At 58.6% G+C, this 25,094-nt stretch carries 21 protein-coding genes; 10 read left to right on the top strand and 11 right to left on the bottom strand.

Annotation, left to right across the window (positions count from 1 at the left end; genetic code table 11):
* Positions 1–23: 23 nt before the first annotated feature.
* From rapZ to whiA, 3 genes are all read left to right on the top strand, one after another.
* Complete coding sequence (gene rapZ, locus ABRP84_RS06570; protein WP_198010490.1) at positions 24–905, top strand: RNase adapter RapZ; 882 nt, start codon at positions 24–26, stop codon at positions 903–905.
* A gap of 23 nt (positions 906–928) precedes the next feature.
* Positions 929–1,906, top strand: coding sequence for a gluconeogenesis factor YvcK family protein (locus ABRP84_RS06565; protein WP_023022456.1), 978 nt, complete (start codon positions 929–931; stop codon positions 1,904–1,906).
* Between the two features lie 143 nt (positions 1,907–2,049).
* Positions 2,050–3,039 carry a DNA-binding protein WhiA gene (whiA, locus tag ABRP84_RS06560; RefSeq protein ID WP_284869662.1) on the top strand — a complete coding sequence of 330 codons (990 nt, stop codon included), beginning with the start codon at positions 2,050–2,052 and terminating at the stop codon, positions 3,037–3,039.
* Between the two features lie 127 nt (positions 3,040–3,166).
* Here the strand turns inward: whiA and ABRP84_RS06555 are convergent, their stop codons facing one another.
* Positions 3,167–4,813, bottom strand: coding sequence for an L-lactate permease (locus ABRP84_RS06555; protein ID WP_023022452.1), 1,647 nt, complete (start codon positions 4,811–4,813; stop codon positions 3,167–3,169).
* A gap of 547 nt (positions 4,814–5,360) precedes the next feature.
* Here ABRP84_RS06555 and gap point away from each other — a divergent pair.
* The 4 genes from gap to secG all read left to right on the top strand — a co-directional run bounded on the left by gap (position 5,361) and on the right by secG (position 8,978).
* Positions 5,361–6,368, top strand: a complete 1,008-nt coding sequence (gene gap / locus ABRP84_RS06550) for a type I glyceraldehyde-3-phosphate dehydrogenase (RefSeq protein ID WP_349853087.1) — start codon at positions 5,361–5,363, stop codon at positions 6,366–6,368.
* 128 nt (positions 6,369–6,496) lie between these two features.
* Positions 6,497–7,714: a phosphoglycerate kinase gene (locus tag ABRP84_RS06545; RefSeq protein WP_023022448.1), complete on the top strand. Its 1,218-nt coding sequence runs from the start codon at positions 6,497–6,499 to the stop codon at positions 7,712–7,714.
* Between the two features lie 46 nt (positions 7,715–7,760).
* Positions 7,761–8,543 (top strand): triose-phosphate isomerase, encoded by a 783-nt coding sequence (gene tpiA, locus ABRP84_RS06540; RefSeq protein WP_023022446.1) that lies wholly within the window; start codon positions 7,761–7,763, stop codon positions 8,541–8,543.
* Positions 8,544–8,741: 198 nt separating this feature from the next.
* The gene (secG, locus tag ABRP84_RS06535; RefSeq protein WP_023022444.1) at positions 8,742–8,978 is read left to right on the top strand and encodes a preprotein translocase subunit SecG; all 237 of its coding nucleotides are present in this window, start codon (positions 8,742–8,744) and stop codon (positions 8,976–8,978) included.
* A gap of 148 nt (positions 8,979–9,126) precedes the next feature.
* Here secG and pgl read toward each other — a convergent pair whose 3' ends face one another.
* From pgl to tkt, 5 genes are all read right to left on the bottom strand, one after another.
* Positions 9,127–9,888: a 6-phosphogluconolactonase gene (gene pgl / locus ABRP84_RS06530; protein ID WP_005279117.1), complete on the bottom strand. Its 762-nt coding sequence runs from the start codon at positions 9,886–9,888 to the stop codon at positions 9,127–9,129.
* A 47-nt stretch (positions 9,889–9,935) separates the two neighbouring features.
* Positions 9,936–10,871, bottom strand: a complete 936-nt coding sequence (locus ABRP84_RS06525) for a glucose-6-phosphate dehydrogenase assembly protein OpcA (protein WP_349853086.1) — start codon at positions 10,869–10,871, stop codon at positions 9,936–9,938.
* A gap of 14 nt (positions 10,872–10,885) precedes the next feature.
* Positions 10,886–12,418, bottom strand: coding sequence for a glucose-6-phosphate dehydrogenase (zwf, locus tag ABRP84_RS06520; RefSeq protein ID WP_349853085.1), 1,533 nt, complete (start codon positions 12,416–12,418; stop codon positions 10,886–10,888).
* A gap of 99 nt (positions 12,419–12,517) precedes the next feature.
* Positions 12,518–13,603, bottom strand: a complete 1,086-nt coding sequence (gene tal, locus ABRP84_RS06515; protein WP_349853084.1) for a transaldolase — start codon at positions 13,601–13,603, stop codon at positions 12,518–12,520.
* Positions 13,604–13,634: 31 nt separating this feature from the next.
* Positions 13,635–15,707, bottom strand: a complete 2,073-nt coding sequence (gene tkt / locus ABRP84_RS06510; protein ID WP_349853101.1) for a transketolase — start codon at positions 15,705–15,707, stop codon at positions 13,635–13,637.
* 364 nt (positions 15,708–16,071) lie between these two features.
* Between tkt and ABRP84_RS06505 the strand changes: the two genes are divergently transcribed.
* A complete protein-coding gene (locus ABRP84_RS06505; RefSeq protein WP_349853083.1) occupies positions 16,072–17,016 on the top strand; it encodes a heme o synthase in 945 nt (314 codons plus the stop codon).
* Between the two features lie 53 nt (positions 17,017–17,069).
* On the opposite strand, the gene ABRP84_RS06500 is transcribed toward ABRP84_RS06505, so the two are convergent.
* The 5 genes from ABRP84_RS06500 to mptB all read right to left on the bottom strand — a co-directional run bounded on the left by ABRP84_RS06500 (position 17,070) and on the right by mptB (position 22,704).
* Positions 17,070–18,038, bottom strand: a complete 969-nt coding sequence (locus ABRP84_RS06500) for a quinone oxidoreductase family protein (RefSeq protein ID WP_349853082.1) — start codon at positions 18,036–18,038, stop codon at positions 17,070–17,072.
* A gap of 57 nt (positions 18,039–18,095) precedes the next feature.
* Entirely contained in the window at positions 18,096–19,124 is a 1,029-nt protein-coding gene (locus tag ABRP84_RS06495) for a COX15/CtaA family protein (RefSeq protein ID WP_284869665.1), read from the bottom strand.
* Between the two features lie 70 nt (positions 19,125–19,194).
* The gene (locus ABRP84_RS06490; protein ID WP_284869666.1) at positions 19,195–19,959 is read right to left on the bottom strand and encodes an ABC transporter permease; all 765 of its coding nucleotides are present in this window, start codon (positions 19,957–19,959) and stop codon (positions 19,195–19,197) included.
* Between the two features lie 84 nt (positions 19,960–20,043).
* On the bottom strand, positions 20,044–20,973 hold the full coding sequence (locus ABRP84_RS06485; RefSeq protein ID WP_349853081.1) for an ABC transporter ATP-binding protein: 930 nt from the start codon (positions 20,971–20,973) through the stop codon (positions 20,044–20,046).
* Between the two features lie 6 nt (positions 20,974–20,979).
* Complete coding sequence (gene mptB, locus ABRP84_RS06480; RefSeq protein WP_349853080.1) at positions 20,980–22,704, bottom strand: polyprenol phosphomannose-dependent alpha 1,6 mannosyltransferase MptB; 1,725 nt, start codon at positions 22,702–22,704, stop codon at positions 20,980–20,982.
* Between the two features lie 215 nt (positions 22,705–22,919).
* Here mptB and ABRP84_RS06475 point away from each other — a divergent pair, with 215 nt between their 5' ends.
* A complete protein-coding gene (locus tag ABRP84_RS06475) occupies positions 22,920–23,657 on the top strand; it encodes a helix-turn-helix transcriptional regulator (protein WP_349853079.1) in 738 nt (245 codons plus the stop codon).
* On the top strand, positions 23,654–25,093 hold the full coding sequence (gene sufB / locus ABRP84_RS06470) for a Fe-S cluster assembly protein SufB (RefSeq protein ID WP_005283048.1): 1,440 nt from the start codon (positions 23,654–23,656) through the stop codon (positions 25,091–25,093). Before ABRP84_RS06475 ends, sufB begins: the two co-directional genes overlap by 4 nt.
* Position 25,094: the final 1 nt, after the last annotated feature.

The raw sequence follows: 25,094 nt of genomic DNA, 5'->3' as shown, positions 1-25,094 counted from the left end.
GTGCCGAGCGCGAAAACGCTAGACTGGTGTGCATGACGCACTTCGACACTCCGCCCATCTTGATTACCGGCATGTCCGGCGGCGGGTTGAGCTCCGCCGCCAAGGTTTTTGAGGATAAGGGCTACTATGTGGCGCATAATATCCCGCCGCGCGCCATCGTGGACCTGTGGAAATTGTGTAACCAGGAAGAAACGCCCGTTGAAAAGGTAGCGGCGGTAACGGACGTGCGCTCTCGCATGTTTCCGGGCTCCCTCATGGAGACCATCGATGAGCTAACGGCATTGGGCATGAAACCCACCGTGCTCTTCCTTGATGCTCGCGATGACGTGCTCATCCGTCGCTTCGACTCCGTGCGTCGCACCCACCCGCTGCAAGGCGACGATACCTTGAAGGTGGGTATCCAACGCGAACGCCAAGCGGTGGCGGAAATTAGGGATCGCTCCGATATCATCATTGATTCCACGAACCTGTCGATTCATGATTTGCGCCGGGCTATCGAAGCTGCGTTTGGCGAATTTCAAAATACCAATCAGCACGTCACGGTGGAATCGTTCGGTTTTAAGAATGGTTCCCCGCGCGATGCGGATATCGTCGTTGACGTGCGCTTTTTGCCCAACCCCTATTGGATTCCGGAGCTGCGCGGCTGCCGCGGTACAGATGCGCCCGTGGCCGATTATGTCCTGTCGCAGCCTGCCGCGCAGAAATTCGTGGATAATTTTGTCGCCATGTTTTCCACCATGCTGGAGGGATACCGGCACGAGGGAAAGAACTTCATCACCGTGGGCGTCGGCTGTACGGGCGGGCATCACCGCTCGGTGGCGGTAGCTGAGGACATCGCCAAGCGCCTGCGCGCTAATGACACCCTTGACGTCAGCATTTTGCACCGGGACATCGCCCGTAATTAGGGCTGAGGAGCAATAATAACTGTATGAAACACCCTTCTCATATGGTCTGCCTTGGCGGCGGCCATGGCCTTTATCAAACGCTTTTATCCGCACGGCGCAGTAATGCGGCGGATATTTCTGCCATCGTGACGGTTGCCGATGATGGCGGTTCCTCGGGGCGCCTGCGCCGGGAACTGGATATCATTCCGCCCGGTGACCTGCGCATGGCGCTGGCCGCGCTAGCCGATGACAATCGCGTAGGCGAGCTGTGGGGCAAAACCCTTCAGCATCGCTTCGGCGGCAATGGCGCCATGGCTGGCCACGCCGTGGGCAACCTCATGATCGCGGGTTTGACCGGGGTCTTGGGCGATTATCAGGCCGCCTTGGACGCGGTAGCGGAGCTTACCCACTCGCACGGGCGGGTCATCCCCGTGGTTCCGCACCCCTTAGAGATTGAGGCCGATGTCTCAGGGCTTGACGATGACCCCCGAGTCATGCGCCAGGTCCGCGGCCAGGTCGCGGTGGCATCGACGCCGGGGCATGTGCGGCGCGTGCGAATCCTGCCTGAAGCCCCACAAGCCAATCCCGCCGCGCTGGAGGCCATTAGGCAGGCTGACCTTATCACCATCGGTCCAGGATCCTGGTTTAGTTCGGTCTTGCCGCACACGTTGGTGCCAGAAATCGTCCAGGCCATTTCTGAGTCCAATGCTTTGCGCGTGGTCATGCTCAACCTGTCGGCCGAGCCGGGAGAAACCCAAGGCTTTTCCGCGGAGCGCCACGTGCATGTGCTGGCCCGTCACGCCCCGGATTTGCGCATCGACCGCATCGTCGTGGATGCGGCAGCGCTGCCAAATGAAAGCGAACGGGTATATGTGCAGCGCGCCGCGCAAGCCTTGGGCGCACGCGCGGTATTTGCGGATGTCAGTATCCAGGATGACAATGGACAGCGATTGATGAAACACGATCCAGACAAACTTTCTTCTGTCATCGTGGATCTTTATAACGAGTACCGGCGGGCCTAGCTAAGGTCAGGCCAGCCAGTCCTCAGGGCGCGGGACTCGGTAAAATAAGAGAATTCCGTTTCCCACGCAGTAGTTGGTGTGCGTGGGACCGTGCATTGCACATGCGTCATTCGTGACTGTGACAGAGAAATGGGGCGAACTAGGTGACCACACCGTTGACCGAACAGGTCAAAGAAGAACTAGCGGCGGTTGGCGTGACACGTCAGTCCGCGCGTGCGGCGGAGCTTGCATCTATCCTGCGCTTTGCGGGAGAAGTAGATGTCTCTGGCGAGAGCATGGCCTATGAGCTTGAGCTCGATAACCAGGCAATTGCGCAGCGCATCCTCGTGGAATTAGACGAGCTTTACGGGATCGAAGCGGAAAGCCACGTTGTCGGCCCTGCGGGGACGGTGAAGAAATCGCGCGTCATCGTGCGCATCACTAAAGGAGCGAAGGAGCTTACCCGGCGCCTAGGCCTGATTACTCGCTCCGGTCATGCCGTGGTGGGTCTTCCGCCGCAGGTCATTTCCGGCACCGTGGCTGATAGCGAGGCGGCGTGGCGCGGTGCCTTCCTTGCGCACGGCAGCCTGACGGAACCAGGGCGCTCTTCGGCATTGGAGGTAACCTGCCCCTGCCAAGAGGCCGCGTTGGCACTCGTGGGCTGCGCACGGCGCCTGGGGATTTCCGCGAAGACTAAAGAGACCCGCGGCGAAGATCGGGTGGTTGTCCGCGACGGCGATGCCATCGGTGCACTGCTTACCCGCATGGGCGCGCAAGTGACCCGCTTGTCTTGGGAAAAGAAGCGGGTAAAGCGTGAGGCGCACGATACTTCGCGCCGGTTGGATAATTTTGATGATGCCAACCTGCGCCGCTCGGCACGGGCCGCCGTGACCGCCGCGGCGCGCGTGGATCGGGCGATGGAAATCCTCGGTGATGACGTTCCTGAGCACCTAGCCGATGCCGGCCGCTTGCGCGTGCAGCATCGCGAGGCCTCGTTGGAGGAGCTTGGCAGGCTCGCGGATCCGCCCATGACTAAGGATGCCGTGGCCGGGCGCATTCGGCGCTTGTTATCCATGGCGGATAAGCGGGCCGAAGAATTGGATATCCCCGATACCAACGAGTCCATCTCGGACGATCTTTTTGGTGACTCATAATCGCAGGGCACGATTGACTTCAGCTCATTGATCCACGAAAGGCGGGAAGGAATGCATTGAGGTGCTTTCCTTCCCGCCTTGTGTTGTGCCGCGGCTGAGGTGCTTTTAGTTAGCGGTGGCTTGTGCTTTATGGGACCAAGAAGCCCAAGACGTTGGTCATCAAGAAGACGATGACACAGACAACGGCCAAGAACGCGATGGAGTAGCCCACGACGTTTTTCAGGATGACGGATTCCTTGCCTTCCATGGATACGGCGGTTGCCGCAATGGCCAGGGACTGTGGCGAAATCATCTTACCCACAACACCACCGGCGGTATTGGCGGCCAGCATGAGGTCAGGGTTCACACCAATGCGGTCAGCGGCGGCGACCTGCAGGTTGCCAAAGAGCGCATTTGCAGAGGTATCGGAGCCAGTAACCGCGGTACCAATCCAGCCCAGCACCGGAGCGAAGAGCGCGAAGATGGAACCAGCGGAGGAAACGAATTCACCGATGGCGATGGTCTGACCCGAGTAGTTCATCGTGTAGGCCAAAGCGAGGACCAAGACAATGGTCAGGCCGGAGAACTTCATGCGGTTGGCAACTTCACCAAAGGCCTGCACGGGTTGGGCGAAGCTGAGCTTGTAGCGGCCGTTTTCGTTCCAGAAGTGGTAAACGATGGCCACAATAATGCCGGAGAGCAAGAGCAAGGTACCCGGGTTGCCAAAGACATTGAAGCTAAAGCTGGTGTCCATGGCCTCACCGTTAGTGCCGATGACGGTGCCATCAAGCAGCGGCCACGCGAACTTCAGCTTCCAGAATCCGAAGATCGCTGGTGCTGCGGTAGCAACGGCAAATACTGCGGTAACGACGGCGTAGGGCAGCAGCGCCATCCAGATGCGGCGGCCGTTCAAGTCGGTCGCGGTTTCTGCGGCGGGCAGCTCCATGCGCTCGCGCAGCTGGGTAACGCCCCGTGGTTTCCACACGCGGAGGAAGATGAAGGCGGCCCCCAAGGACACAATGCAGGCAATAACGTTGGTGAGCTGGTAAGCAAAGAAGGTTGCGGTAAGCCACTGTGCTCCGGCAAAGGAAATACCGATGACCGCGGCGGCGGGCGCAGTTTCCTTCACGCCGCGCATGCCGTCCAGGATGAATGCGATAAGGAACGGGACGATGGCGGCAATGACCAAGACCTGCAGGGCAATAAGGCCGGCAATATCTTGGGTTTGCTCGGCGGTACGTCCGCCGACCTCACCGGCGGTGGTGACTGGAATACCAACTGCGCCGAATGCGACTGGAGCGGTATTCGCAATAAGAACTACCGTGGCTGCGCGCAGAGGCTTGACGCCGAGCGCCATAATCATCGTGGCGGTAATGGCCACGGGGGCACCGAAGCCCGCAAGGGCTTCAAGGAGGCCACCGAAGCAGAACGCGATGAGCATCGATTGGATGCGGATATCGCCATCGCCTAAGAGATCGAATGTCTTACGTAGATCTTCGAAGCGGCCTGAGGCGACCGTGATCTCGTAAAACCAAATTGCCGTAATAATGACCCAGACAATGGGCAGTAGGCCGAAGAGCCCACCGCGGACTGCAGAGGACAATGCCATATCGACGGGCATCGCAAAGGCAACTATGGCTAGGATGATGGAGGTCGCAAGGGCGACGGCTCCTGATGTATGTGCGCGGGCTTTAAAGCCCATCAACATAATGAAGAAAGCGACGAGGGGGAGAATCGCCACGAGCGCGGTGAGCCCAAGACTGTCTCCCACAACAGAGGTGTTTATCTCAAACATTGAGTATCCTCGATTCTAACGGGGGTACTATCGCAGACGCATTCGGTCTGCGGGGGGATGTAAATTTGTTGCTCACGCGTTTCAGGAGAGAGATTAGCGCCCAGCGAATGCTCGAGTGCTACCTGGAACACAGTGAGTTAGCGATAAGCATATCGCGTCATAAAAACTGTGGTGTGATTTGGGTTAAATTAGTTTATAGCACCGCATCTTTGGCGATCGGTGTGCGAGGAAGTGGGAAAATGCTTCGCGTAGTGATATATCGCACATTAACGGTGTAAAGTCCACAAGAACCAACCTAAACGGGCTTGAACAGCCGGTTCATTCGGAAAAAACAAAAGAACTCGGGAAGATTGTACGCCTATATCGGGAAAGTTTCAGATACTGCACTGCCAGCCGTGAAGGCCTCTGCACGCTGTTTAAAGGCTCTGTAGTATTGCGGTTGTTGGGCAAAGCCTCGGGCACCTTACTCACCCAGAGCAGTAAAGTACTCGAAGGACCCGCGGTAGGCCCATAGAAATAATTACTCGACTCTTTGAGGAGATTTACAGTGACTACCCGCGTAGGCATTAACGGCTTTGGCCGCATTGGTCGTAACTTCTTCCACGCTGTTAACCGGACCGACAATGACCTTGAGGTCGTTGCCGTCAACGACCTGACCGATAACCAGACTCTCTCTAACCTGTTGAAGTACGACTCCGTACTGGGTCGCTTCGACGGCGAGATTACCTACGACGATGACTCCATCACCGTCAATGGCAACCGCATCCGGGTCTTCAACGAGAAGGACCCGAAGAACCTGAAGTGGGGCGAACTGGACGTAGACCTCGTTATCGAGTCCACCGGCCTGTTCACCAACGGTAACGACGCAAAGGCTCACATTGAGGCCGGCGCCAAGAAGGTCATCATTTCCGCCCCTGGTAAGGAAGTTGACGCAACCTTCGTCTACGGTGTTAACTCCGACACCTACGACCCAGCTGAGCACAACGTTATTTCCGCAGCTTCCTGCACCACCAACTGCTTGGCTCCAATGGCCAAGGTCTTGAATGACAAGTTCGGTGTGGAAAAGGGCCTGATGACCACCGTTCACGCTTATACCGGTGACCAGCGCCTGCAGGACGCTCCCCACAAGGACCTGCGCCGCGCCCGCGCCGCAGCCGTCAACCTGGTACCTACCTCCACCGGTGCAGCTAAGGCCGTGTCCTTGGTTCTGCCTGAGCTGGAAGGCAAGCTGGACGGCTACGCTATGCGCGTTCCGGTCATCACCGGTTCCGCAACCGACCTGACCTTCACCGCTTCCCGCGACGTCACCGTTGAGGAAATCAACGCAGCACTCAAGCAGGCAGCTGAGGGCGAGCTGAAGGACACCCTCGCATACACCGAGGATCCTCTGGTTTCCACCGACATCGTAACCTCCCCGCACGGCTGCATCTTCGACGCCGGCATGACCAAGGTCTCCAATGGCAACCTAGTCAAGGTTCTGGGTTGGTACGACAACGAGTGGGGCTACACCTCCCAGCTCGTCCGCATGACCAACCTAGTTGCAGAAAAGCTCTAAAGTTCTGATACAGAGCAGCCCTTAATGCGATACCGGCCACAACGAACGCCCTGACGGCACGACGTTGTGGCCGGTATCATTTTATGTAGCAACCTCAACTGCAGAATCCACTCTAAAAGGAGTAACACATGGCTTTTAAGACGCTAGATAACCTGCTAGAAGAAGGCGTAGAGGACCGCCACATTCTGGTCCGCTCTGACTTCAACGTGCCGCTGGATGATGACGGAAATATCACCGACCCCGGCCGCATTACCGCTTCTCTTCCCACCATTAAGGCGCTGGTCGATGGTGGCGCGAAGGTCATCCTTTCCGCCCACCTCGGCCGACCCAAGGGTGAGGTAAATTCCAAGTACTCCCTGGCCCCGGTTGCAGAAGCGTTGTCTGAAGCTTTGGATCAGTACGTTGCCTTGGCCAACGACGTCACCGGCGAAGACGCCCACGAGCGCGCGAACGGGCTAAACAGCGGCGATGTCATGCTGGTAGAAAATGTCCGCTTTGATCCGCGTGAAACCTCTAAGGATGAGGCAGAGCGCGGCGAATTCGCCGACGAGCTCGTTGCCCTGGCTGCCGATAACGGCGCTTTCGTCTCCGACGGCTTTGGCGTTGTGCACCGCGCGCAGACCTCGGTATATGACGTCGCCAAGCGCCTGCCCGCCTACGCCGGTAAGCTGGTGGAAAAGGAATTGGACGTATTATCCACCGTGGCAAAGGATCCGGCGCACCCATATGTCGTTGTGCTGGGTGGCGCGAAGGTTTCCGACAAGCTTGGCGTTATCGAAGCCCTTGCTGGAAAGGCCGATAAGATCATCATCGGCGGCGGAATGTGCTACACCCTGCTGGCAGCCAAGGGCTACAACGTTCGGGAGTCCTTGCTGCAAGAGGACCAGATTGAAAACTGTAAGAGCCTGCTGGAGCGCTTCGGTGACAAGATTGTCCTGCCCGTTGACCTCACCGCCGCCAGCGAATTCGCCGCAGATGCTGAGACCAAGGTCGTTGAGCTCGATGGCATTCCTGAAGGCTGGATGTCCTTGGACATCGGACCGAAGTCCGTCGAGAAATTTGCCACCGTACTGGCAGACTCCAAGACCGTATTCTGGAACGGCCCCATGGGTGTATTCGAAATGGAAGCCTTCTCAAAGGGCACGGCTGGGGTAGCGCAGGCGATTATCGATGCCACCTCCTCTAACGGGTCCTTCTCCGTCGTCGGCGGCGGCGACTCCGCGGCCTCCGTGCGCACCCTGGGCCTCGATGAGGAAGGCTTCAGCCACATTTCCACCGGAGGCGGCGCATCCCTCGAATACCTCGAGGGCAAGGAGCTGCCGGGCGTTTCCGTGCTCGAAGCATAAACCGCCTAAAACAGTTAACTAAAGGCGTACAAAGAAAGGACTAATTATGGCACGTACACCACTTATTGCTGGTAACTGGAAGATGAACCTCGATCACATTGAGGCCATCGGCTCCGTTCAAAAGTTCGCGTTCTCCCTGCCGGAGGATTACTACGACAAGGTAGATGTAGCCTACATAGTTCCATTTACCGATATCCGTACGATTCAGACGCTCGTTGAGGGCGATAAGCTGAAGATCACCTACGGTGCGCAGGACATCTCCAAGCACGAGTCTGGCGCCTACACCGGTGAGGTATCTGGCCAGATGCTGAACAAACTGGGATGCAGCTGGGCAGTCGTCGGCCACTCCGAGCGCCGCGAATACCACGGCGAAACCGACCAGCTGGTCGCTGAGAAGGCCGCAGCGGCCTTGGAAAATGGCATCAGCCCCATCGTCTGCGTGGGTGAGCCGCTCGACGTGCGCGAGGCCGGCACCCACGTTGACTACGTGGTGAACCAGACCCGCGATTCCCTGCAGGGACTCAGCGCCGAGCAACTAACCAAAACCGTTATCGCCTACGAGCCCGTGTGGGCCATCGGTACCGGCAAGGTTGCCTCCGCTGATGACGCGCAGGAAGTCTGCGCCGCTATCCGCGGCCTGGTCAAGGAACTCGCGGGGGACGAAGTTGCCGACGGCATCCGCATCCTGTACGGCGGTTCCGTAAAGGTTGACTCCGTTGCTGATATCGTCAGCAAGCCGGACGTAGACGGCGGCCTTATCGGTGGTGCTTCCTTGGTAGGAGAGGACTTTGCCAAGCTGGCTGCCAATGCCGCTAATGCCGTTAGTTAACAGGCGTTAACAACCATCACAAGGTGACTGGTATGCCGCGGGTTGGGGTGAGCCCTTCCCGCGGCATGGTGTACAGTAGGCCCTTGTGATTGCTTTGCGTAGGCAAAGCAGGTAAGTACTTCGCGCTGGTGGCTAGCGTGTCCTTCGATAGTACGCAGAAGGTGCCACTGGGCGTACGTTGAGAAAAGGAAGAACCTCATGGTCTTAGCACTGGAAATCATTTTGCTAATTTCAGCTATCTTGATGACCATCTTTGTGCTTTTACACAAGGGCAAAGGCGGCGGCCTGTCTAGCCTTTTCGGCGGCGGTGTGCAATCGAACCTGTCCGGTTCGACCGTGGTGGAAAAGAACTTGGACCGCTATACCGTCGTCATGGTGATTATCTGGTTGGCCTGCATCGTTGGCCTAAACCTCATTCAGGCGTACGCGTCCTAAGACGCAAGGGGCGGTACCCCGCTAAGCTTTAGCGAGGACCTGCCCAGACAACAGCGCCGGTACTTCGGACCCGGAACCTTTCGCAGAGAAAGGAAAGGAGTCGAGGTACCGGCGCTTTGTACGTTAAGCAGGAAGGGCGGCGGGGCTTTTAAAGCTCCTGAGCGGCATCGTCTGCCAAGAACAGGATCGTTTCTTTCGTCCCTTGCGCACCAGCGGCCGGGCATTCTTCAGCGTCGACGCCGTCAACGATGTTCTTTGCGGCAGTGGCCTTTTCTTCACCGGCGACCAAGAGCCAGACGCGCTCAGACCTATTGACCGCCGGCAACGTCAGGGTGATGCGCTCGCTGGGCGGCTTCGGCGAATCGTGTACCGGTACCGCGAGTTCTTCCTGCTCACGGATGGCAGGAGAGTGGGGGAACATGGAGTTAATGTGGCCTTCTGCGCCCATACCCAAAAGGTGTAGGTCGAAGCCTAAAGGCGCGAAGTCCTTTAACTCTGGCTCGTAGGCATTGGCGGCCGCCTCCATGGAGACCGCACCGAGGTCGAAACCGTGGATATTCTGATCTGGGATATCCACGTGATCGAGCAGCGCGGAACGCGCTTGGCCTTCATTGGAATCTGGGTCGCTGACCGGAACATTGCGCTCATCGCCAAAGAAGATGTGCACGCGGGACCAATCGATGCGCAAGGCGGGGTAGTTCTCGCCTTGCTGCTGTGCGGCGAAGTCTAAGCGCGCGAGCTCGTGCAGCAGCCCAATTCCTGCGCCCCCGCCAGTTAGTACGACTCTTGCCACGCCGTCACCATGGAGGCCACCGTTGCCGGCCTGAATACCGGCGATGGTCTCAATGAATTTGAGTGCGGCTTGGGAAATAAGGTCATCTACATCGCTGACGCGGTGAAGCGTTACCATTCGGTATCAGAATCCTTTGCAAAGAATCGGTATGAGCAAGTGCGCTATTAAAGCTTACTGTAGTCTACTTCTCCCAGAGCACGAAGCGCCTGAGCATAAGTTTTATCGGCGTCGAGGTGCCGCAATTCCTCCGAGAGGATTTCGGTTTGCGTGCGCGGGCTCAAGCTGACCAGTGAGTCTGGCGTGCCAGGCACGCGCACCCGCACGGTGCGCTCGTCCACGACATCCACATCCACGTGGGTCGTCTCCCGGTTAAAGCGCAGGTGGGTAACCGGGAAATAGCCACTATTAGCTTCCTCGGCCGTGCGCTGTACCGGGACGCTGAGGCGGTCGAGCAACCAACCCGCTGCGAAGTTTGGCGCAGGATGCCCGGCGGGGCCGGCGACCTCTACCGATATCACCTTCTCATGGGGATGGTGATCGAGCGCCGATGCGACAACCCCGCGCCATAGCGTGATGGAGGCCCAGGACATATCGGAATCGCCGGGGGAATAGCCATCAGATAGCGCGCGCAGATCCTGCTCGCCCACGGTGCCTTTATGAGCCACATTGGTGATGCGGCGTTGGGCCAATTTGCCCACGGGGCTCTTTGACGGCACCTGGGGGCACACGTTGGGCCACCATGCGACTAGCGGGGTATCCGGCAGCAAGAGCGGGGTGAGCACGGACTCGGCTTGATCCGCGAGCGCACCATGCAATTGCATGACGACGGTCTCAGAGGCACCGGCCTCGCCGCCGACGCGGAGCTGGGCATCGAGCTGGGTATCAGAATTCGGGTCGCCGGGGACCACGACGAGCACGCGGGAGGGGTGTTCATGAGAGGCATCGCGCACAGAGGCAAGGATTTGCTCCAGATCGTCACCTTCTTGTGCCTCCACGATTAGGGTGAGCACCCGGCCCGTGGTGCGGGTGTAGTGCTCTTGGGCATCGACAAGCTTCTTGGCTATTTCACCGGTGGTGGTATTAGGCAATGGAATAATCATTGACTACGTCCCTTCTACGGGCGGCGCCAGGAATGACCCCGGCGGCGCAGCATCTTATCGGCTGAGGTGGGCCCCCATGTACCCGCCTTATAATCTTCGGGCTCACCATGCTTGGACCAGTAATCGATGATCGGATCCAAAATCGACCACGATAGTTCGACTTCTTCATTGGTGGGGAACAGGGATGATTCATCGAGGAGGGCATCCAAGATGAGGCGCTCATAGGCCTCGGGGGATTCCTCGGTGAATGCCTCGGCATAGGCAAAGTCCATGTTCACATCGCGTACCTCCATGGTGGAGCCCGGCACCTTTGAGCCAAAGCGCATGGTCACGCCCTCATCTGGCTGAACACGGATAACCACCGCGTTTTGGCCAAGGGCATCGGTTTCGCCATCGACAAAAGGCTGGTTCGGTGCGGCCTTGAAGACTAGGGCGATCTCGGTGACGCGGCGCCCCAGCCGCTTGCCCGTGCGCAGGTAGAACGGAACGCCTCCCCAGCGCCGCGAATTGACCTCCAACGTACATGCCGCATAGGTCTCAGTAGTGGAGGCGGGATCAAAGCCTTCTTCTTCGCGCAAGCCCTTTACATATTCCGAGCCCTGCCAGCCGGCGGTGTACTGGCCACGAGCGGTGGTCTTATTCAGCGGATGCACCGGCTGCGTGGCGCGCAGTACCTTGACCTTTTCGGCGCGCAGCGCCTCCGGCTCGAAGGAGGAGGGTTCCTCCATTGCGACGAGGGCGAGCAGCTGCAGAAGGTGGTTTTGAATAACGTCGCGTGCAGCGCCGATTCCGTCATAATAACCAGCGCGGCCGCCGAGGCCGATATCTTCAGCCATGGTAATTTGCACGTGGTCGATATAGTGAGCGTTCCACATTGGCTCAAAAATCTGGTTGGCAAACCGCAGGGCCATGATGTTTTGTACGGTTTCTTTGCCCAGGTAGTGATCGATGCGGAAGACGGCCGATTCGGGGAAGACCGCGTTGACGATTTCATTGAGCTCGCGCGCGGATCCCTGGTCATGGCCAAAGGGCTTTTCGATGATCACGCGGCGCCAGGAATCCTCCATGGAATTGGCCATGCCCACGCGTTCCAATTGGTGGCAAATATCGGAGAAGAACTCTGGCGGCACCGAAAGGTAGTACGCCCAGTTGCTTCCCGTTCCGCGGGCCTTATCCAGCTCGGCCAACCGCGCAGAAAGCCTGTCGAAGCCCTCATCGTCGAAGGAGCCTTGCACGAACTCGATTCCCTGGGATAAGTGCTCCCACACATCGTGGTTAAAGTCAGTGCGGGCACCGGCTTCTACCGCGTTACGGAAATAATCGCAGAAGTCCGCGTTATCCCAGTCCCTGCGGCCATAGCCGACGAGCGTGAAGCCGGCGGGCAAGAGGCCGCGGCTGGCAAGGTCATAGATGGCTGGCAGGAGTTTTTTGAAAGCTAAATCGCCGGTCACGCCAAAGATGACCATGCCTGCGGGGCCCGCGATGCGTGGCAATCGTTTATCGGCGGCATTACGCAAGGGATTGGCCCAAGCGGCTGAGTCCGTCACGGATTATCCTTCCTGGAGGGAAAAGCTAAGCAGTCTTTCAACTAATGGCGTCATAATGCCCCGCCGGCTTTCCGGCGGGGCTAGGACCACGGTCGTAGTTTACGCGAGTCGCTGATTGAGGGAATCAAGGAGGTCATTCCACGCGGCGACGAACTTATCCACGCCCTCGCGCTCAAGGACCACAAAGACATCTTCTAGGTCAATGCCCACCGATTCGAGCTGGGAGAAGACCTTCTCGGCTTCTTCGCCGGCAGTGGATAGGGTATCTCCGTGGAAACCACCTTCCTGCAGGACCGCATCAATGGTCTTTTCCGGCATGGTATTTACCGTGTGCGGCCCAGCCAGCTCGGTCACGTACAGCGTTGCTGGGTAGTCAGGGTTTTTTACGCCCGTGGAAGCCCACAGTGGTCGCTGTACGGGTGCGCCTTCTGGGAGGCCGTTGTCACCGAGCAATTCCTCTTGGAAGAGGGCGTAGGCACGCTGGGCGTTAGCGACACCGGCCTTGCCGCGGAGGGACAAGGCCTCTTCGGAACCGATAGCCTCTAAGCGCTTATCAACTTCCGTATCTAGGCGGGAGACGAAGAACGATGCGACCGAATGGATCTTGGTGATGTCCTTGCCACCCTCGGCCGCGCGCTTGAGCCCAGCCTGGAATGCGGAGATGACCTCGCGGTAGCGAGACACCGAGAAAATCAAGGTGATGTTAACGCTGATTCCATCTGCGAGGGCATCCTCGATAGCGGGGAGGGAGCCTTTGGTCGCCGGAATCTTGATCATCGCATTGGGGCGGTCAACTTGGGCCCACAGTTCGCGGGCCTGCTTGAGGGTTGCCGCTGCATCGTCGGAGATGCGCGGATCCACCTCGATGGATACCCGGCCATCCTGGCCGTCGGTATCGGCGTAAATATCGGCGAAAAGGTCACAGGCGTTTTGCACGTCCGTAATGGCCAAGGAGTAGACGGCCTCATCGACCGAGGCGTTCTTCTCCTTCAATGCAGCCAAGTCCGCGTCATAGGCCGTGCCACTAGTCATGGCAGTGGCGAAGATGGCCGGGTTGGTCGTTACACCCACGATGGACTTGGAGGAAATAATCTCTTTTAAGTTTCCAGACTCCATACGCTGACGCGAAAGATCATCGAGCCACGTCGAGGTACCTAATTGGGCAAGTTCAGAAATGTTATTCATAGTCATTCCTTTAAGCGTCGGTGAGGTGGGCTTAGCGCTGCGTATCGGCGATGCTCTCGCGTGCGGCATCGGCAACAGCAGCAGAGGTGAAGCCAAACTTTTCGAAGAGCTCGTCGCCGGGAGCGGAGGCGCCGTAGTGCTCTAGTGAGACGTTGCGGCCGAAAGTACCGGTGTACTTGTGCCACGACATGGCGAGGCCAGCTTCGACGGAAACGCGGGCCTTCACGCTGCTGGGCAGGACCGATTCGCGGTACTCTGCGTCCTGCTCGTTGAACCACTCCAGGCACGGTGCCGAAACCACGCGAGCGGCCGTGCCTTCGCTTTCGAGCTGCTGGGCGGCTTCCACGGCGAGCTGTACCTCCGAGCCGGTGGCCAACAAGATGACGTCTGGCTCATCCTTAGATCCTTCGACCAAGGTGTAGGCGCCGCGGCGAACGCCATCGCGTGCCTTTTCCTTGGTGCCTTCCAAGATGGGGAGGTTCTGGCGGCTGAGCGCAAGGCCCTTCGGTGCAGCCTTGTATTCCATCGCTGCGGCCCAGGCCTGTGCGGTTTCATTGGCATCGGCAGGGCGGATAACGGACAGGTTCGGAATGGCGCGCAACGCCGACAGGGTTTCTACCGGCTGGTGGGTAGGGCCGTCTTCGCCCAAGCCAATTGAATCGTGCGTCCACACGTAGTAGGTATCGGTAGACATCAGCGAGCCGAGGCGAACGGCTGGGTACTGATACTCGGAGAAGATGAGGAAGGTACCGCCATACACGCGGGTATTTCCGTGGAGGGCAATGCCGTTCATGATGGCGGACATCGCGTGCTCGCGAATGCCAAAGTGGAGGTTGCGGCCATAAGGCTGTGCGGACCACTTATTGGTGGTGATGTTTTCAGGACCGAAGGAATCTGCGCCCTTAATCACGGTGTTATTGGAACCCGCCAAGTCGGCCGAGCCGCCCCACATTTCCGGCAAGGCAGCAGCCAAGGCTTGGATGGTCGCCTCAGAGGCTTTACGGGTGGCAATCGCGTCACCTGGCTCCCATACAGGCAGCTCGGCGTCGAAGTTCTCCGGCAATTCGCGTGCGGTCACGCGGTCAAAGAGCGCCTTATTCTCGGCGTTTTCCGCTGCCCAAGCGTCGAACTTCTCCTGCCACTGCGCGTGCTTTTCGGCACCGCGCTCACGCAGCTTGCGGGTGTGGGCCAAGACCTCATCATCGATGTGGAAAGTCTTTTCCGGATCGAAGCCGAGCACGTCCTTGGTGGCGGCAACTTCGTCATCGCCAAGCGCGGCGCCGTGGACGCCACCGGTGTTCATCTTGGTGGGGGCCGGGTAACCAATCACCGTCTTAACGCGGATGAAGGAAGGTCGCTCCGTTTCCTGCTGGGCATTGCGCACTGCCTCTTCAATGGCGACGACGTCCTCGCCGGATTCAACGGTCTGGACGTGCCAGCCGTAGGCCTCATAGCGCGCGGCGACGTCCTCGTTGAAGGCGATATTGGTGTCATCCTCGATGGAAATCCGGTTATCATCCCAGAAAACGATCAGGTTGCCCAGCTTCTGGGTGCCAGCCAGGGACGATGCCTCTGCGGTAACGCCTTCCTGCAGATCACCATCGGAGGCAATGGTATAGACGTAATGGTCAAATGGGGATTGACCGGTTGGTGCCTCAGGATCGAAGAGGCCGCGTTCCTTGCGGGCGGCCATGGCCATACCTACCGACGATGCAAGGCCCTGGCCGAGCGGGCCGGTGGTGATCTCCACGCCATCAGTGTGGTGCACCTCAGGGTGTCCAGGGGTAAGCGAGCCCCAGGTGCGCAGCTCCTGGAGATCTTTCATCTCCAAGCCGAAACCGCCCAAGAAGAGCTGAATGTAGAGGGTGAGGGAGGAGTGGCCAACAGACAGCACGAAGCGGTCGCGGCCCGCCCAATTGACGTCATTGGGGTCGTGGTTGATGACGCTCTGGTAGAGCGTGTAGGCGAGGGGAGCAAGCGACATCGCCGTGCCTGGGTGCCCAGAGCCGCAATTTTGGACGGCATCGGCAGCAAGCACGCGCACGGTGTCGACCGCGCGAGTATCGGTCTCTGTCCAGTCGTCCGGATAACGGCGCTCGACCATAGCTTGCAGGTCTGGGGACAAATTATCTTTCGACACGGTATAAGGCCTCGCTTAACTCTAGGCGTTAATTGCTGAACTCCACACAGTCTAGTTACTTTTTTGACGGCGGTGCGGAATTATTGAAAGCTGCGGGTAACCGGTAAGCTGGCATGGCTAAGCGGTGTACGGCATAGCATTAGTTACTCTCTGCATTTCCGCTGCATTGATACGATCCATGTGCAGCGCATTTTAAATGTAAGCCATAGTGTGAATTAATTCTCCGGAACTTTTGTGCCGGGGTGTGCGACCACTACACCGTGGGCATGCCGCGCTGTGTAGCGTGTGTGCTGTAGATCAACGTCTGTTCAGATAGTGGAGGAATTCCTTGGAGACCATCAAGGCCTATTTTGCGCTAACGAAGCCGAGGATTATTGAACTCCTCCTCGTGGCCGCAATTCCGGCGATGCTCCAAGCACAACGGGGTGTTGAGGCGGTTTCTGAAAATATCTGGCTCATCATTTCCACCATTTTCGGTGGATGGATGGGCGCTGCGGCCGCCCATACCTTTAATAATGTGGTCGATTATGAAATTGACCAAAAGATGCAACGCACCCGCGCGCGGCCACTAGTGCGCGCCACGATTTCTAAGCGGAACGCGGCGATCTTTGCCTGGATCATGCTCGTGGTGTCGGTGCTTTGGCTGGGAATCCTTGCAAATTCTTGGTTGGCGGCGTTCTTCGTCATCCTCACGAACTTTTTCTATGTATTCGTCTACACCAAGTTTTTGAAGATGCGCAATGCCCAAAACATCGTGTGGGGCGGTTTAGCAGGATGTATGCCGGCCATGGTGGGCTGGGCCGTGATCCGCGATAACGCGCCAGCGGGCGAGCCCGACCGCTGGTGGCAGGCAATAGTGCTATTCCTTATTATCTTTTTCTGGACCCCGCCGCACACTTGGGCCTTGGCCATGAAATACAAGGAAGATTACCGAAAGGCCGGCGTTCCGATGTTGCCGGTAGTGGCGACGGAGCAAGAGGTAACCCGCCAAATCGTGTGGTATTCCATCGGCACGGTCATCGTCACGCTGCTCATCGTCCCCGCGGCATCGTGGATTTACCTCATCTCAGCCGTTACTTCCGGCGCGGTCTTTTTGTGGCTATCCATTCGCCTGCACCAAGGCGTAAAGAAAGGCGCAAAGGTAAAACCCATGCGCCTGTTTATCTATTCAAATAATTACCTATCGGTACTCTTTATTGGCCTGTCTATCGATGCCGTCTTGGGTTGGGAACCAATCGGCCGGATGCTCGGTTGGTCCGCCACCCTGTTTTAGATTCCAGCAGCACGGTCAAGCGTGAGCCTTTGTAGCTCGCGCTTCTTTCTGCTTTAGTCCTGCTTTACCCGCAGGACAATAGAACCGGTGGTGCTGCGCGATTGTAGATCGCGGTGGGCCTGCTCTGCTTCCTCCAGGGGATAGGAGGCCGATACGTTGAACTTGAGGTCTCCGTCCATGACGGCCTGGACGACCGCTTGCGCGCGCATCTGGAATTCGCCCTCTTGCGCCGTCCACGCGCCGAGCGAAGGCCGGGTCAAGAAAATAGAGCCATGCTTATTGAGCAGCTGGGGATCGATGGGCTCAACCGGGCCGGAAGCAGCACCAAAGAGTGCGACAGTGCCGCGCGGACGAACGGCCTCGAGCGATTCGAAGAAGGTGGATTGCCCCACGCCGTCATAGACCACATCGACGCCGCGGCCGCCGTTAAACCGGCGAACCTGCTCGCCCAGGCCATCGCTGTAACGGAAGACGTGGTCGGCGCCGCACTTGTACGAGATCTCTTCCTTTTCATCGGTGGAGACGACCGTGTAGACCGTTGCGCCCAAAGAGGACGCCATCTGGGTCAAGAGCTGGCCCACACCGCCCGCACCAGCAGTGATGAGGCACGTGGCGCCTTTGCCAAGCTCATACACGCCGTGGGAAAGGAAGTGGGCGGTCATGCCCTGTAGCAGCATGGAGGCAGCGATCTCGGTGGGAAAATCATCCGGTACGGCGACAAGGCCATTCCGGGGGACGCAGACCTGCTCGGCATAGGAACCAAAGGCGTGGTGCCATGCCACCAGGGTGCCCTCCGCAATTTCTCCCTTGGGATCATGGACAACGCGCCCCGTTCCCTCAAAGCCAGGGATAAAAGGCGTCTGGGCGTTATAGATACCCTCGCGGTAGTAGGTATCGATATAGTTCACGCCCGCCACGGTGACATCGACTAAGACTTCGTCCTCAGTGGGCGTGGGCGCAGGAACCTCGGCGTAGCGCAGGACTTCCGGCCCGCCCGTTTCTGTGATCTGGATAGCATGCATAGGGCCATGCTATCCCACAAAGCCCAGTAGCTGCAGAAAAATGGTGCTGCCTAGGTCCTAGACGGCGGCGCGTTCCTCTTTTAATGCGTGCTGGCGAACGGCGTATTTATCGTCGCCGGCGGGAGAGCCTGAGATGAGGTCTGGCGTGCCGCCGACGCGGTGGCGCCCGTGTGCCCAGAGCAGGGCGGTAAAGCCGGTGACCACGGCGGACATACCGATGTGGAAGGGGACCGTCCACCGCGGCACACCCAGGTAGAACTGCAAGACGCCCACCGCCCATTGGATGAGGATGCAGACGATAAGGACCCACCCGGCCCTCTTGGTCTCCTGCGGGGTGCGGTGCTTGTACAGCAGGAAGACGGTAATGGCGGTAAAGATGAGGTAGACGTACATGCACATGGCGTGGGCGATGGCCATGGACTCGGTATCTACATCCAAGCGGCCGTCCATTCCCACTCCGGAGTCGCCGGAGTGGACGCCAGAACCGGTCACCATGGTGCCAGTAATCAGGACGATCGAGAGGGCGATGGTCGCAATGACGGCGATGATGCGAATAGCTTGTGGGAAGCGCGGCTGTGCGGTGCCATCATCGGGTTCTTTGATGCGGGCGTACAACATGCAGGCAAGCCACACCAGCACCATGGAGGGCAGGAAGTGAAGCGCCACGGACCACCAGCGCAGATCCAAGTGCACGGAGATGCCGCCGATGACGGCCTGCAGGACGATGCCGGCCACGTTGAGCCAGGCATAGACCCTGAGCTCAGGACGGCGGCACGCCATATACATGGCGATGACTGCCGCGCCGGCGGCGGCGGAATCGACGAAGGTGAGTAGGCGGTTACCAAATTCAATGATCTGGTGGATTGCCGGGGCTGCGCCTTCGACCGGCACCAAGGAACCAGGCTGGCATTGGGGCCAGGTGGGGCAGCCCAGGCCGGAGCCAGTGACGCGGACGATGGAACCAGATACGGTGATGCCGCCTTGGCAGAAGATCAGGATCAGCGCGATGAGGCGCTGTTGCTCCACGGTAGGGACGGCTTCTTTAAAAAAGCGTTTAGTTCTGGTCCAGTAATTCACAAGCTGCATCTTACTAGGGGGTGTGTAGCGAGCCGAAACCTTTGGCTCTATTTCGCGGGGAACTGGGTATAACTCACATTTAGCCGTCGAAGCGGAACCAACGAACGGCCGCATACGACGCCACTGCCAGCCACGCGGTCAAGGAAATGAGCTCGATGCCGGGGAAGATGGAATTGGAGGCATCGGCAAGCGCGCCCGCTAGCGCCACCGTAGGAACGATATTGAGCAGGCCATTATCGCCCAAGCCTTGGGAGTACAGGGCCCATCCGACGATCGCCAGCAGGATGAACCAAATGAGGTTAGCCAGTGCGAGTACGGCCTCAGAGCTGAGGGTCCCGCCAAGCACCAAACCCATGGCGGTAAAGGCAGCGACGCCAAATATGAGCGAGACGATCATGAGCAGAATGCCGGGCGCACTGATGCGCAGGCCCAAGGCAAAGGCCGTGGCACCGAGCACGAGAATCTGGAATACCACCATCGTCAACACGCCGATGATTTTGCCGCCGATAATCGCCCATGCCGGTACGCCGGAGGCGCCGGTGCGCTTTAAGGCCCCGTAGCGGCGGTCAAAGGCCAGGGAAATGGCTTGCCCGGTAAAGCCAGCCGATGTCGCCGCCACCGCAAGCACCATGGGAAAAACCTCGTGCAGACCATGGCCGGTGGTGGATTCCAAGTGTGCGGTCCCAATCAGGATGGTGAGCGGGATAATGATGCTGAGCAATTGTTGCTCGCCGTGGCGCAGCATGAGCTTGGCCTCCATGCCGCCTTGGGCAAGGATGATGGCGACTGCACTCGCCCGCTTGGGTGCCGGGCGGAAGGTGCCGGGGGAAAACGTTGCGCTCATAATCGGGGGCCTACTCCTTGAAAATTCAAAGTGGTGGTTGTAGGTACTGGTGATTCTAGGATGAAGACAGGACACAGGGCTTCATCAACTGCGCAAGTGCCTGCCTGTGAGATCGAGGAATACTTCCTCGAGGTTCCGGTGGTGGGATTCCAGGCTTCGCAAAAGCACGCCTTGCCGGGCGAGCTCGGCGGCGAGGGCGGAAATCAGTTCCGGCGAACTGGGCTGGCTCACCCTGTAGTGCAGCGGCCGCGAGGCGGTCGTGGGGATCCCAATTCGCTGCAAGGTGTCCAAGTCAACTGCGGAGTTGGCGCTAAAACTAAAACCGGCGCCCTCGCCCTGGGAGGTAAGTTCTGCCGGGGTTCCCTGCGCCACGAGCGCGCCGTGATCCATGATGGCGATGTGATCTGCCAGCGATTCAGCCTCATCCATCAGGTGGGTGGTCAATATAACGGTGGCCCCGTCGCGCTTGAGGGCGCGGATGAGATCCCACACGGCGAGACGGGATTGGGCGTCCATGCCCGCGGTGGGTTCATCGAGGAAAACCAGCTCTGGCCTGCCGATGACCGCGAGTGCGAGCGATAGCCGCTGTTGTTGCCCGCCGGAAAGCCGCCGGTAGGACGTGCGTGCAACGCCTTGCAGGCCCAAGGTTTCTAGCAGCCATTCCGGTGGCAGTGGATTGGCGTTATAGCGAGCCGTCAATTCCAACATCTCTAGCACGCGGATACCTGAGTAGGATCCGCCGCCTTGCAGCATGATTCCCACTTTTTCGCGCACCTTATCTGGTGCGGTGCTGGGGTCAAGGCCCAATACCTTAATGGAACCTGCGGTGGGGTGGATAAAGCCTTCAGACATTTCGATGGTGGTGGATTTGCCAGCACCATTGGGCCCAAGCAGGCAGAATATTTCGCCATGTGCAACGCTCAGGCTGAGCCCGTTGACGGCTGCCGTGGGGCCAAATTTCTTTACCACACCTTCCAAGGACAGGGCGGGGCTATCGGCTGGAATTACATTCACGGGTGCCTAGTTTAAGACACGGATTCCATTTCGGCGCATAGCAACCCACCACACTCCGGCCACTACGGCGAATGCGCAGGCAGCGGCGATATAAATGGAAAGCACCGTTCCCGCAGGTAGGCCCAAGCCGCGCGGGAGTACGAAAAAGCTCATCGCACCGGTATAGGCAACGACGCTAAACCGGAAGATGTGCCGGTTCGCCCACGCCGCCAACGGCAAAACGGCCCACAGGATGTACCAGGGGTGGACCACTGGGAAGAAAATGACGAGCACCAGGGTAGAAATTCCCAAGCCGCCGACGGGATGGATATATCCGCGCAGGGTGGCATACAGCATGCGGGCCATGAAGGCGACGGCGACCAAGACGCCGAAACTGCGGGTGATGGTCAATATGGCGTCTGTATGGTCCCCAAGCCCTAAGAACATCCCGAGGAAACCGGCGCCCACTCCCACAGCCGTGGATAGGGAAAGCCAGGAGCGAATCGTGGCGGCGCCGCCTTGCCCGGTAATCCATCCGAGGTTAATGCCCGTGATGAGGCTGATGAGCGCAATGGTGGCTATGAGCACCGCAGCCTGCACGGCGATGGCCGTGAATAAGGCCTTCCAGCGCGGCACGCGCGCCTGCACGTGCAAGTGGCGGGCATAAGCCATGCCGATAAAGCCGAGCCCAATAAAGCCGGTGACCTTGACCATTCCGGCGCTGGATAGGAAAATTCCCGAGGCTATCAGCGCTAAGTAGGCCCCTCTTTTATCCTGCCCCAGCTTATCGATGCCCCTTAATCCAAACTCCATGCCCAACAACGACAATCCAAGCATGATGGATTCATTATGAATACCGCCGACGAGGTGAAGGATGGTCAGCGGGTTCAAGATGCCGAGCCATAGTGCGGAGGCAGGGGAGACGCGGCATCGCTGAGCAAGCTGCGTGATGGCCCAGCCGGCCACGATGATTCCTACGATGGAAAGTAGGCGGTGGGCGATGACGCCTAAGACAATGGAATTTCCGGTGGCGATGCTGACTATGGCCGCCAGCCCCAGGGCAACTGGCCCATAGGGCGACGGTGAATTTGCCCAGATAAACGGAACGGAACGCGCGAGTTCGTTGCCAGCACCCAAGAGCTGCACCGGGCCGGCGGAATAGGGATCCATCCCTTGGGCCACGATGGAGCCATTGGCCAAATAAGAATAGATGTCTTGGGTAAATAAGGGAGCGGTGAAGATGAGGGGGATGACCCACCCAGCCCACGTGATCCACAACTGGCGCGGGGACACGAGCCGGCGGGAGCGACCGCTGGCGGGCTCGCCGGGTCGCGCCTGGCGCAGCGGGGTGCCCACGAATGGGGCTAGGAAAATCCAGGCAGTAACTAAAAGCCCCACGCCCACCATGACAAGGGCAGACGAGGTCTGCAGCATGCGTGACATGAGCGAGCCAAAGGGCACATTGTCATAAGGGTTGCCCACTACAGGCAGCGCGCCTGCTCCCAAAGCGCCAAAGGCAATGAGGAGGGATCCGACGGTTCCGGCCCACCGCAAGATGAAAAAGGTGCGCTTTTGGGAGACCGTGGTGTGCTGGAGAACCTCTGGCGCTTGGGTGATGAAATCGTAGCGAGTATCACCGGCTTGCGCGCCTGTTCCTTCAGCGTGCAGCTGCGCGGAACGAGAACCTGCGGTACCCAAGCGTGGCAATTCTGCCTTAACGCTATCGAGTACTCCCCGTAGTTTCCCTTTCATGGCTTTAGACCTTACGCGAGGACCGCGGGGTGGGAAATTCCCCCCCGCCGCCACGCCCGGTAACTGCAATGGTGGCATTCCGGAATGAATTAAGGAACACTAGTGTTGTCTAATGATGAAAGCGCAGTTATGGCGCTTGCGTAGCGACGGCAATTTCGGCGCGACGGAGCGCGGTGGCTGCAGGCAACTGACCTAAGGAAGGGAGGTTTTAGGGCATGGGTAACTCACAGCGCGCGGCAGCGGCGCATGTGGCGGTTAAAGAATCGCGGTCCACGGATGGTGATACCCGCCGCCAGGTACTGCTGCTATTGCTTAAAGATGGCCCTGTAACCGCCTCTTACCTGGGTGAGCGCCTTGGTCTTTCGACCGCCGGGATCCGCCGGCATTTAGACATTCTGGTGGAAGAAGAACTAACGGAAGTTGTCGAGCGCCGTCCAGTTTCTCGTTCGCGGATGCATTCCGGAGCGGGTCGTGGGCGACCGGCAAAGCACTTCCGCCTGACGGATCGTGGGCGTGCGCAATTTGGCCACGCCTATGATGAATTAGCTTCTGAAGCGTTGACCGCGCTGCGCTCTGCGGGCGGTTCAGAGGCTGTAAAGAACTTCGCTAAGGCTCGGTTTGAGCGCATCATCGCCGATGTGCGTCCCTTCGTGGACGCGGAAGAATCGGTTGAGGAAGTAGCGCGCAAACTGGCTGAAACCCTGGATCAGCACGGGTACGCCGCAACCGTGGACCGCGCTGGCCAGGGAGTGCAAATCTGCCAACACCACTGCCCGGTTGCCCATGTGGCGGCGGAGCATCCCGAACTGTGCGAGGCAGAGCAGGAAGTCTTTTCCGCCCTCTTAGGCAAACACGTACAACCTTTGGCGTCTATCGCAGATGGCCACGGAATTTGTACCACGAATATCCCCTTGACACCTGTCAAAACTAATACTGAAAGGAGCGAGTCATGACCCAGGCACAATCGGCACCTGACAATAAGATGACCGATGATGAGATCATCGATTCTATTGGTGCGTATGAGTACGGCTGGCACGACTCTGACTCGGCCGGCGCTTCTGCCGCCCGTGGCCTGAACGAGGACGTTGTCCGCGATATTTCCGCAAAGAAGGGCGAGCCCGAGTGGATGCTGAACCAGCGTCTCAAGGCTCTGAATATCTTTGATAAGAAGCCTATTCCCTCTTGGGGAGCGGATCTCTCCGGCATCGACTTTGACCAGATCAAGTACTACGTCAAGTCCACCGAAGAGCAGGCGCAGACCTGGGACGACCTCCCGGATGATATTAAGGCCACCTACGATAAGCTGGGCATCCCTGAGGCGGAAAAGCAGCGCTTGGTTGCCGGCGTGGCCGCACAGTACGAGTCTGAGGTTGTCTACCACCAGATTCGCGAGGACCTGGAAAGCCAGGGCGTTATCTTCGTCGATACTGATACCGCGCTGCGCGATTACCCGGAGCTTTTTAAGGAACACTTCGGCACCGTTATTCCTGCCGGTGACAATAAGTTCTCCGCGCTCAACTCCGCAGTGTGGTCCGGCGGCTCCTTCATTTACGTGCCGAAGGGCGTGCACGTTGACATCCCGCTGCAGGCCTACTTCCGTATTAATACCGAGAACATGGGCCAGTTCGAGCGCACCCTCATCATCGTGGATGAGGATGCCTACGTTCACTACGTGGAAGGCTGCACCGCGCCCATCTACAAGTCTGATTCCCTGCACTCCGCGGTGGTGGAGATCATCGTGAAGAAGGGCGGCCGCTGCCGCTATACGACGATTCAGAACTGGTCCAGCAACGTCTACAACCTGGTGACCAAGCGCACCAAGGTGGAAGAAGGCGGCACCATGGAATGGGTCGATGGCAACATCGGCTCCAAGGTCACCATGAAGTACCCGGCCGTGTGGATGACCGGACCGCACGCTAAGGGTGAGGTACTTTCCGTCGCCTTCGCTGGCGAGGGACAGTTCCAGGACACCGGTGCGAAGATGACGCACATGGCGCCCTACACCTCCTCCAATATCGTCTCCAAGTCCGTTGCCCGCGCCGGCGGCCGCGCTGCTTACCGCGGCTTGGTGCAGGTTAACCAGAATGCGCACCACTCCACGTCCAACGTGGAATGCGACGCCCTGCTCGTGGACAATATCTCGCGTTCGGACACATACCCGTATAACGACATCCGCAACGAGTATGTCACGTTGGGCCACGAGGCAACCGTTTCACAGGTTTCTGAAGAGCAGCTGTTCTACCTCATGTCCCGCGGCATTGCGGAAGAAGAAGCAATGGCAATGATCGTGCGTGGCTTCGTTGAGCCGATTGCTAAGGAGCTGCCGATGGAGTACGCCCTCGAGCTCAACCGCCTCATCGAACTGCAAATGGAAGGATCGGTCGGCTAAA

It is taken from the genome of Corynebacterium sp. KPL2861, assembly GCF_040225475.1.
GTDB lineage: Bacteria > Actinomycetota > Actinomycetes > Mycobacteriales > Mycobacteriaceae > Corynebacterium.
This window is presented reverse-complemented; position numbering and strand designations above follow the sequence as displayed.

Excerpts from the sequence above, each read along its gene's own strand:
- tpiA (WP_023022446.1), top strand. The coding sequence starts at position 7,761 with ATGGCACGTACACCACTTATTGCTGGTAACTGGAAGATGAACCTCGAT.
- ABRP84_RS06475 (WP_349853079.1), top strand. The coding sequence starts at position 22,920 with ATGGGTAACTCACAGCGCGCGGCAGCGGCGCATGTGGCGGTTAAAGAA.
- ABRP84_RS06555 (WP_023022452.1), bottom strand. The coding sequence starts at position 4,813 with ATGTTTGAGATAAACACCTCTGTTGTGGGAGACAGTCTTGGGCTCACC.
- ABRP84_RS06500 (WP_349853082.1), bottom strand. The coding sequence starts at position 18,038 with ATGCATGCTATCCAGATCACAGAAACGGGCGGGCCGGAAGTCCTGCGC.
- ABRP84_RS06545 (WP_023022448.1), top strand. The coding sequence starts at position 6,497 with ATGGCTTTTAAGACGCTAGATAACCTGCTAGAAGAAGGCGTAGAGGAC.
- ABRP84_RS06565 (WP_023022456.1), top strand. The coding sequence starts at position 929 with ATGAAACACCCTTCTCATATGGTCTGCCTTGGCGGCGGCCATGGCCTT.
- ABRP84_RS06495 (WP_284869665.1), bottom strand. The coding sequence starts at position 19,124 with ATGCAGCTTGTGAATTACTGGACCAGAACTAAACGCTTTTTTAAAGAA.
- ABRP84_RS06525 (WP_349853086.1), bottom strand. The coding sequence starts at position 10,871 with ATGATTATTCCATTGCCTAATACCACCACCGGTGAAATAGCCAAGAAG.
- secG (WP_023022444.1), top strand. The coding sequence starts at position 8,742 with ATGGTCTTAGCACTGGAAATCATTTTGCTAATTTCAGCTATCTTGATG.
- pgl (WP_005279117.1), bottom strand. The coding sequence starts at position 9,888 with ATGGTAACGCTTCACCGCGTCAGCGATGTAGATGACCTTATTTCCCAA.
- tkt (WP_349853101.1), bottom strand. The coding sequence starts at position 15,707 with ATGGTCGAGCGCCGTTATCCGGACGACTGGACAGAGACCGATACTCGC.
- ABRP84_RS06490 (WP_284869666.1), bottom strand. The coding sequence starts at position 19,959 with ATGAGCGCAACGTTTTCCCCCGGCACCTTCCGCCCGGCACCCAAGCGG.
- tal (WP_349853084.1), bottom strand. The coding sequence starts at position 13,603 with ATGAATAACATTTCTGAACTTGCCCAATTAGGTACCTCGACGTGGCTC.
- mptB (WP_349853080.1), bottom strand. The coding sequence starts at position 22,704 with ATGAAAGGGAAACTACGGGGAGTACTCGATAGCGTTAAGGCAGAATTG.
- sufB (WP_005283048.1), top strand. The coding sequence starts at position 23,654 with ATGACCCAGGCACAATCGGCACCTGACAATAAGATGACCGATGATGAG.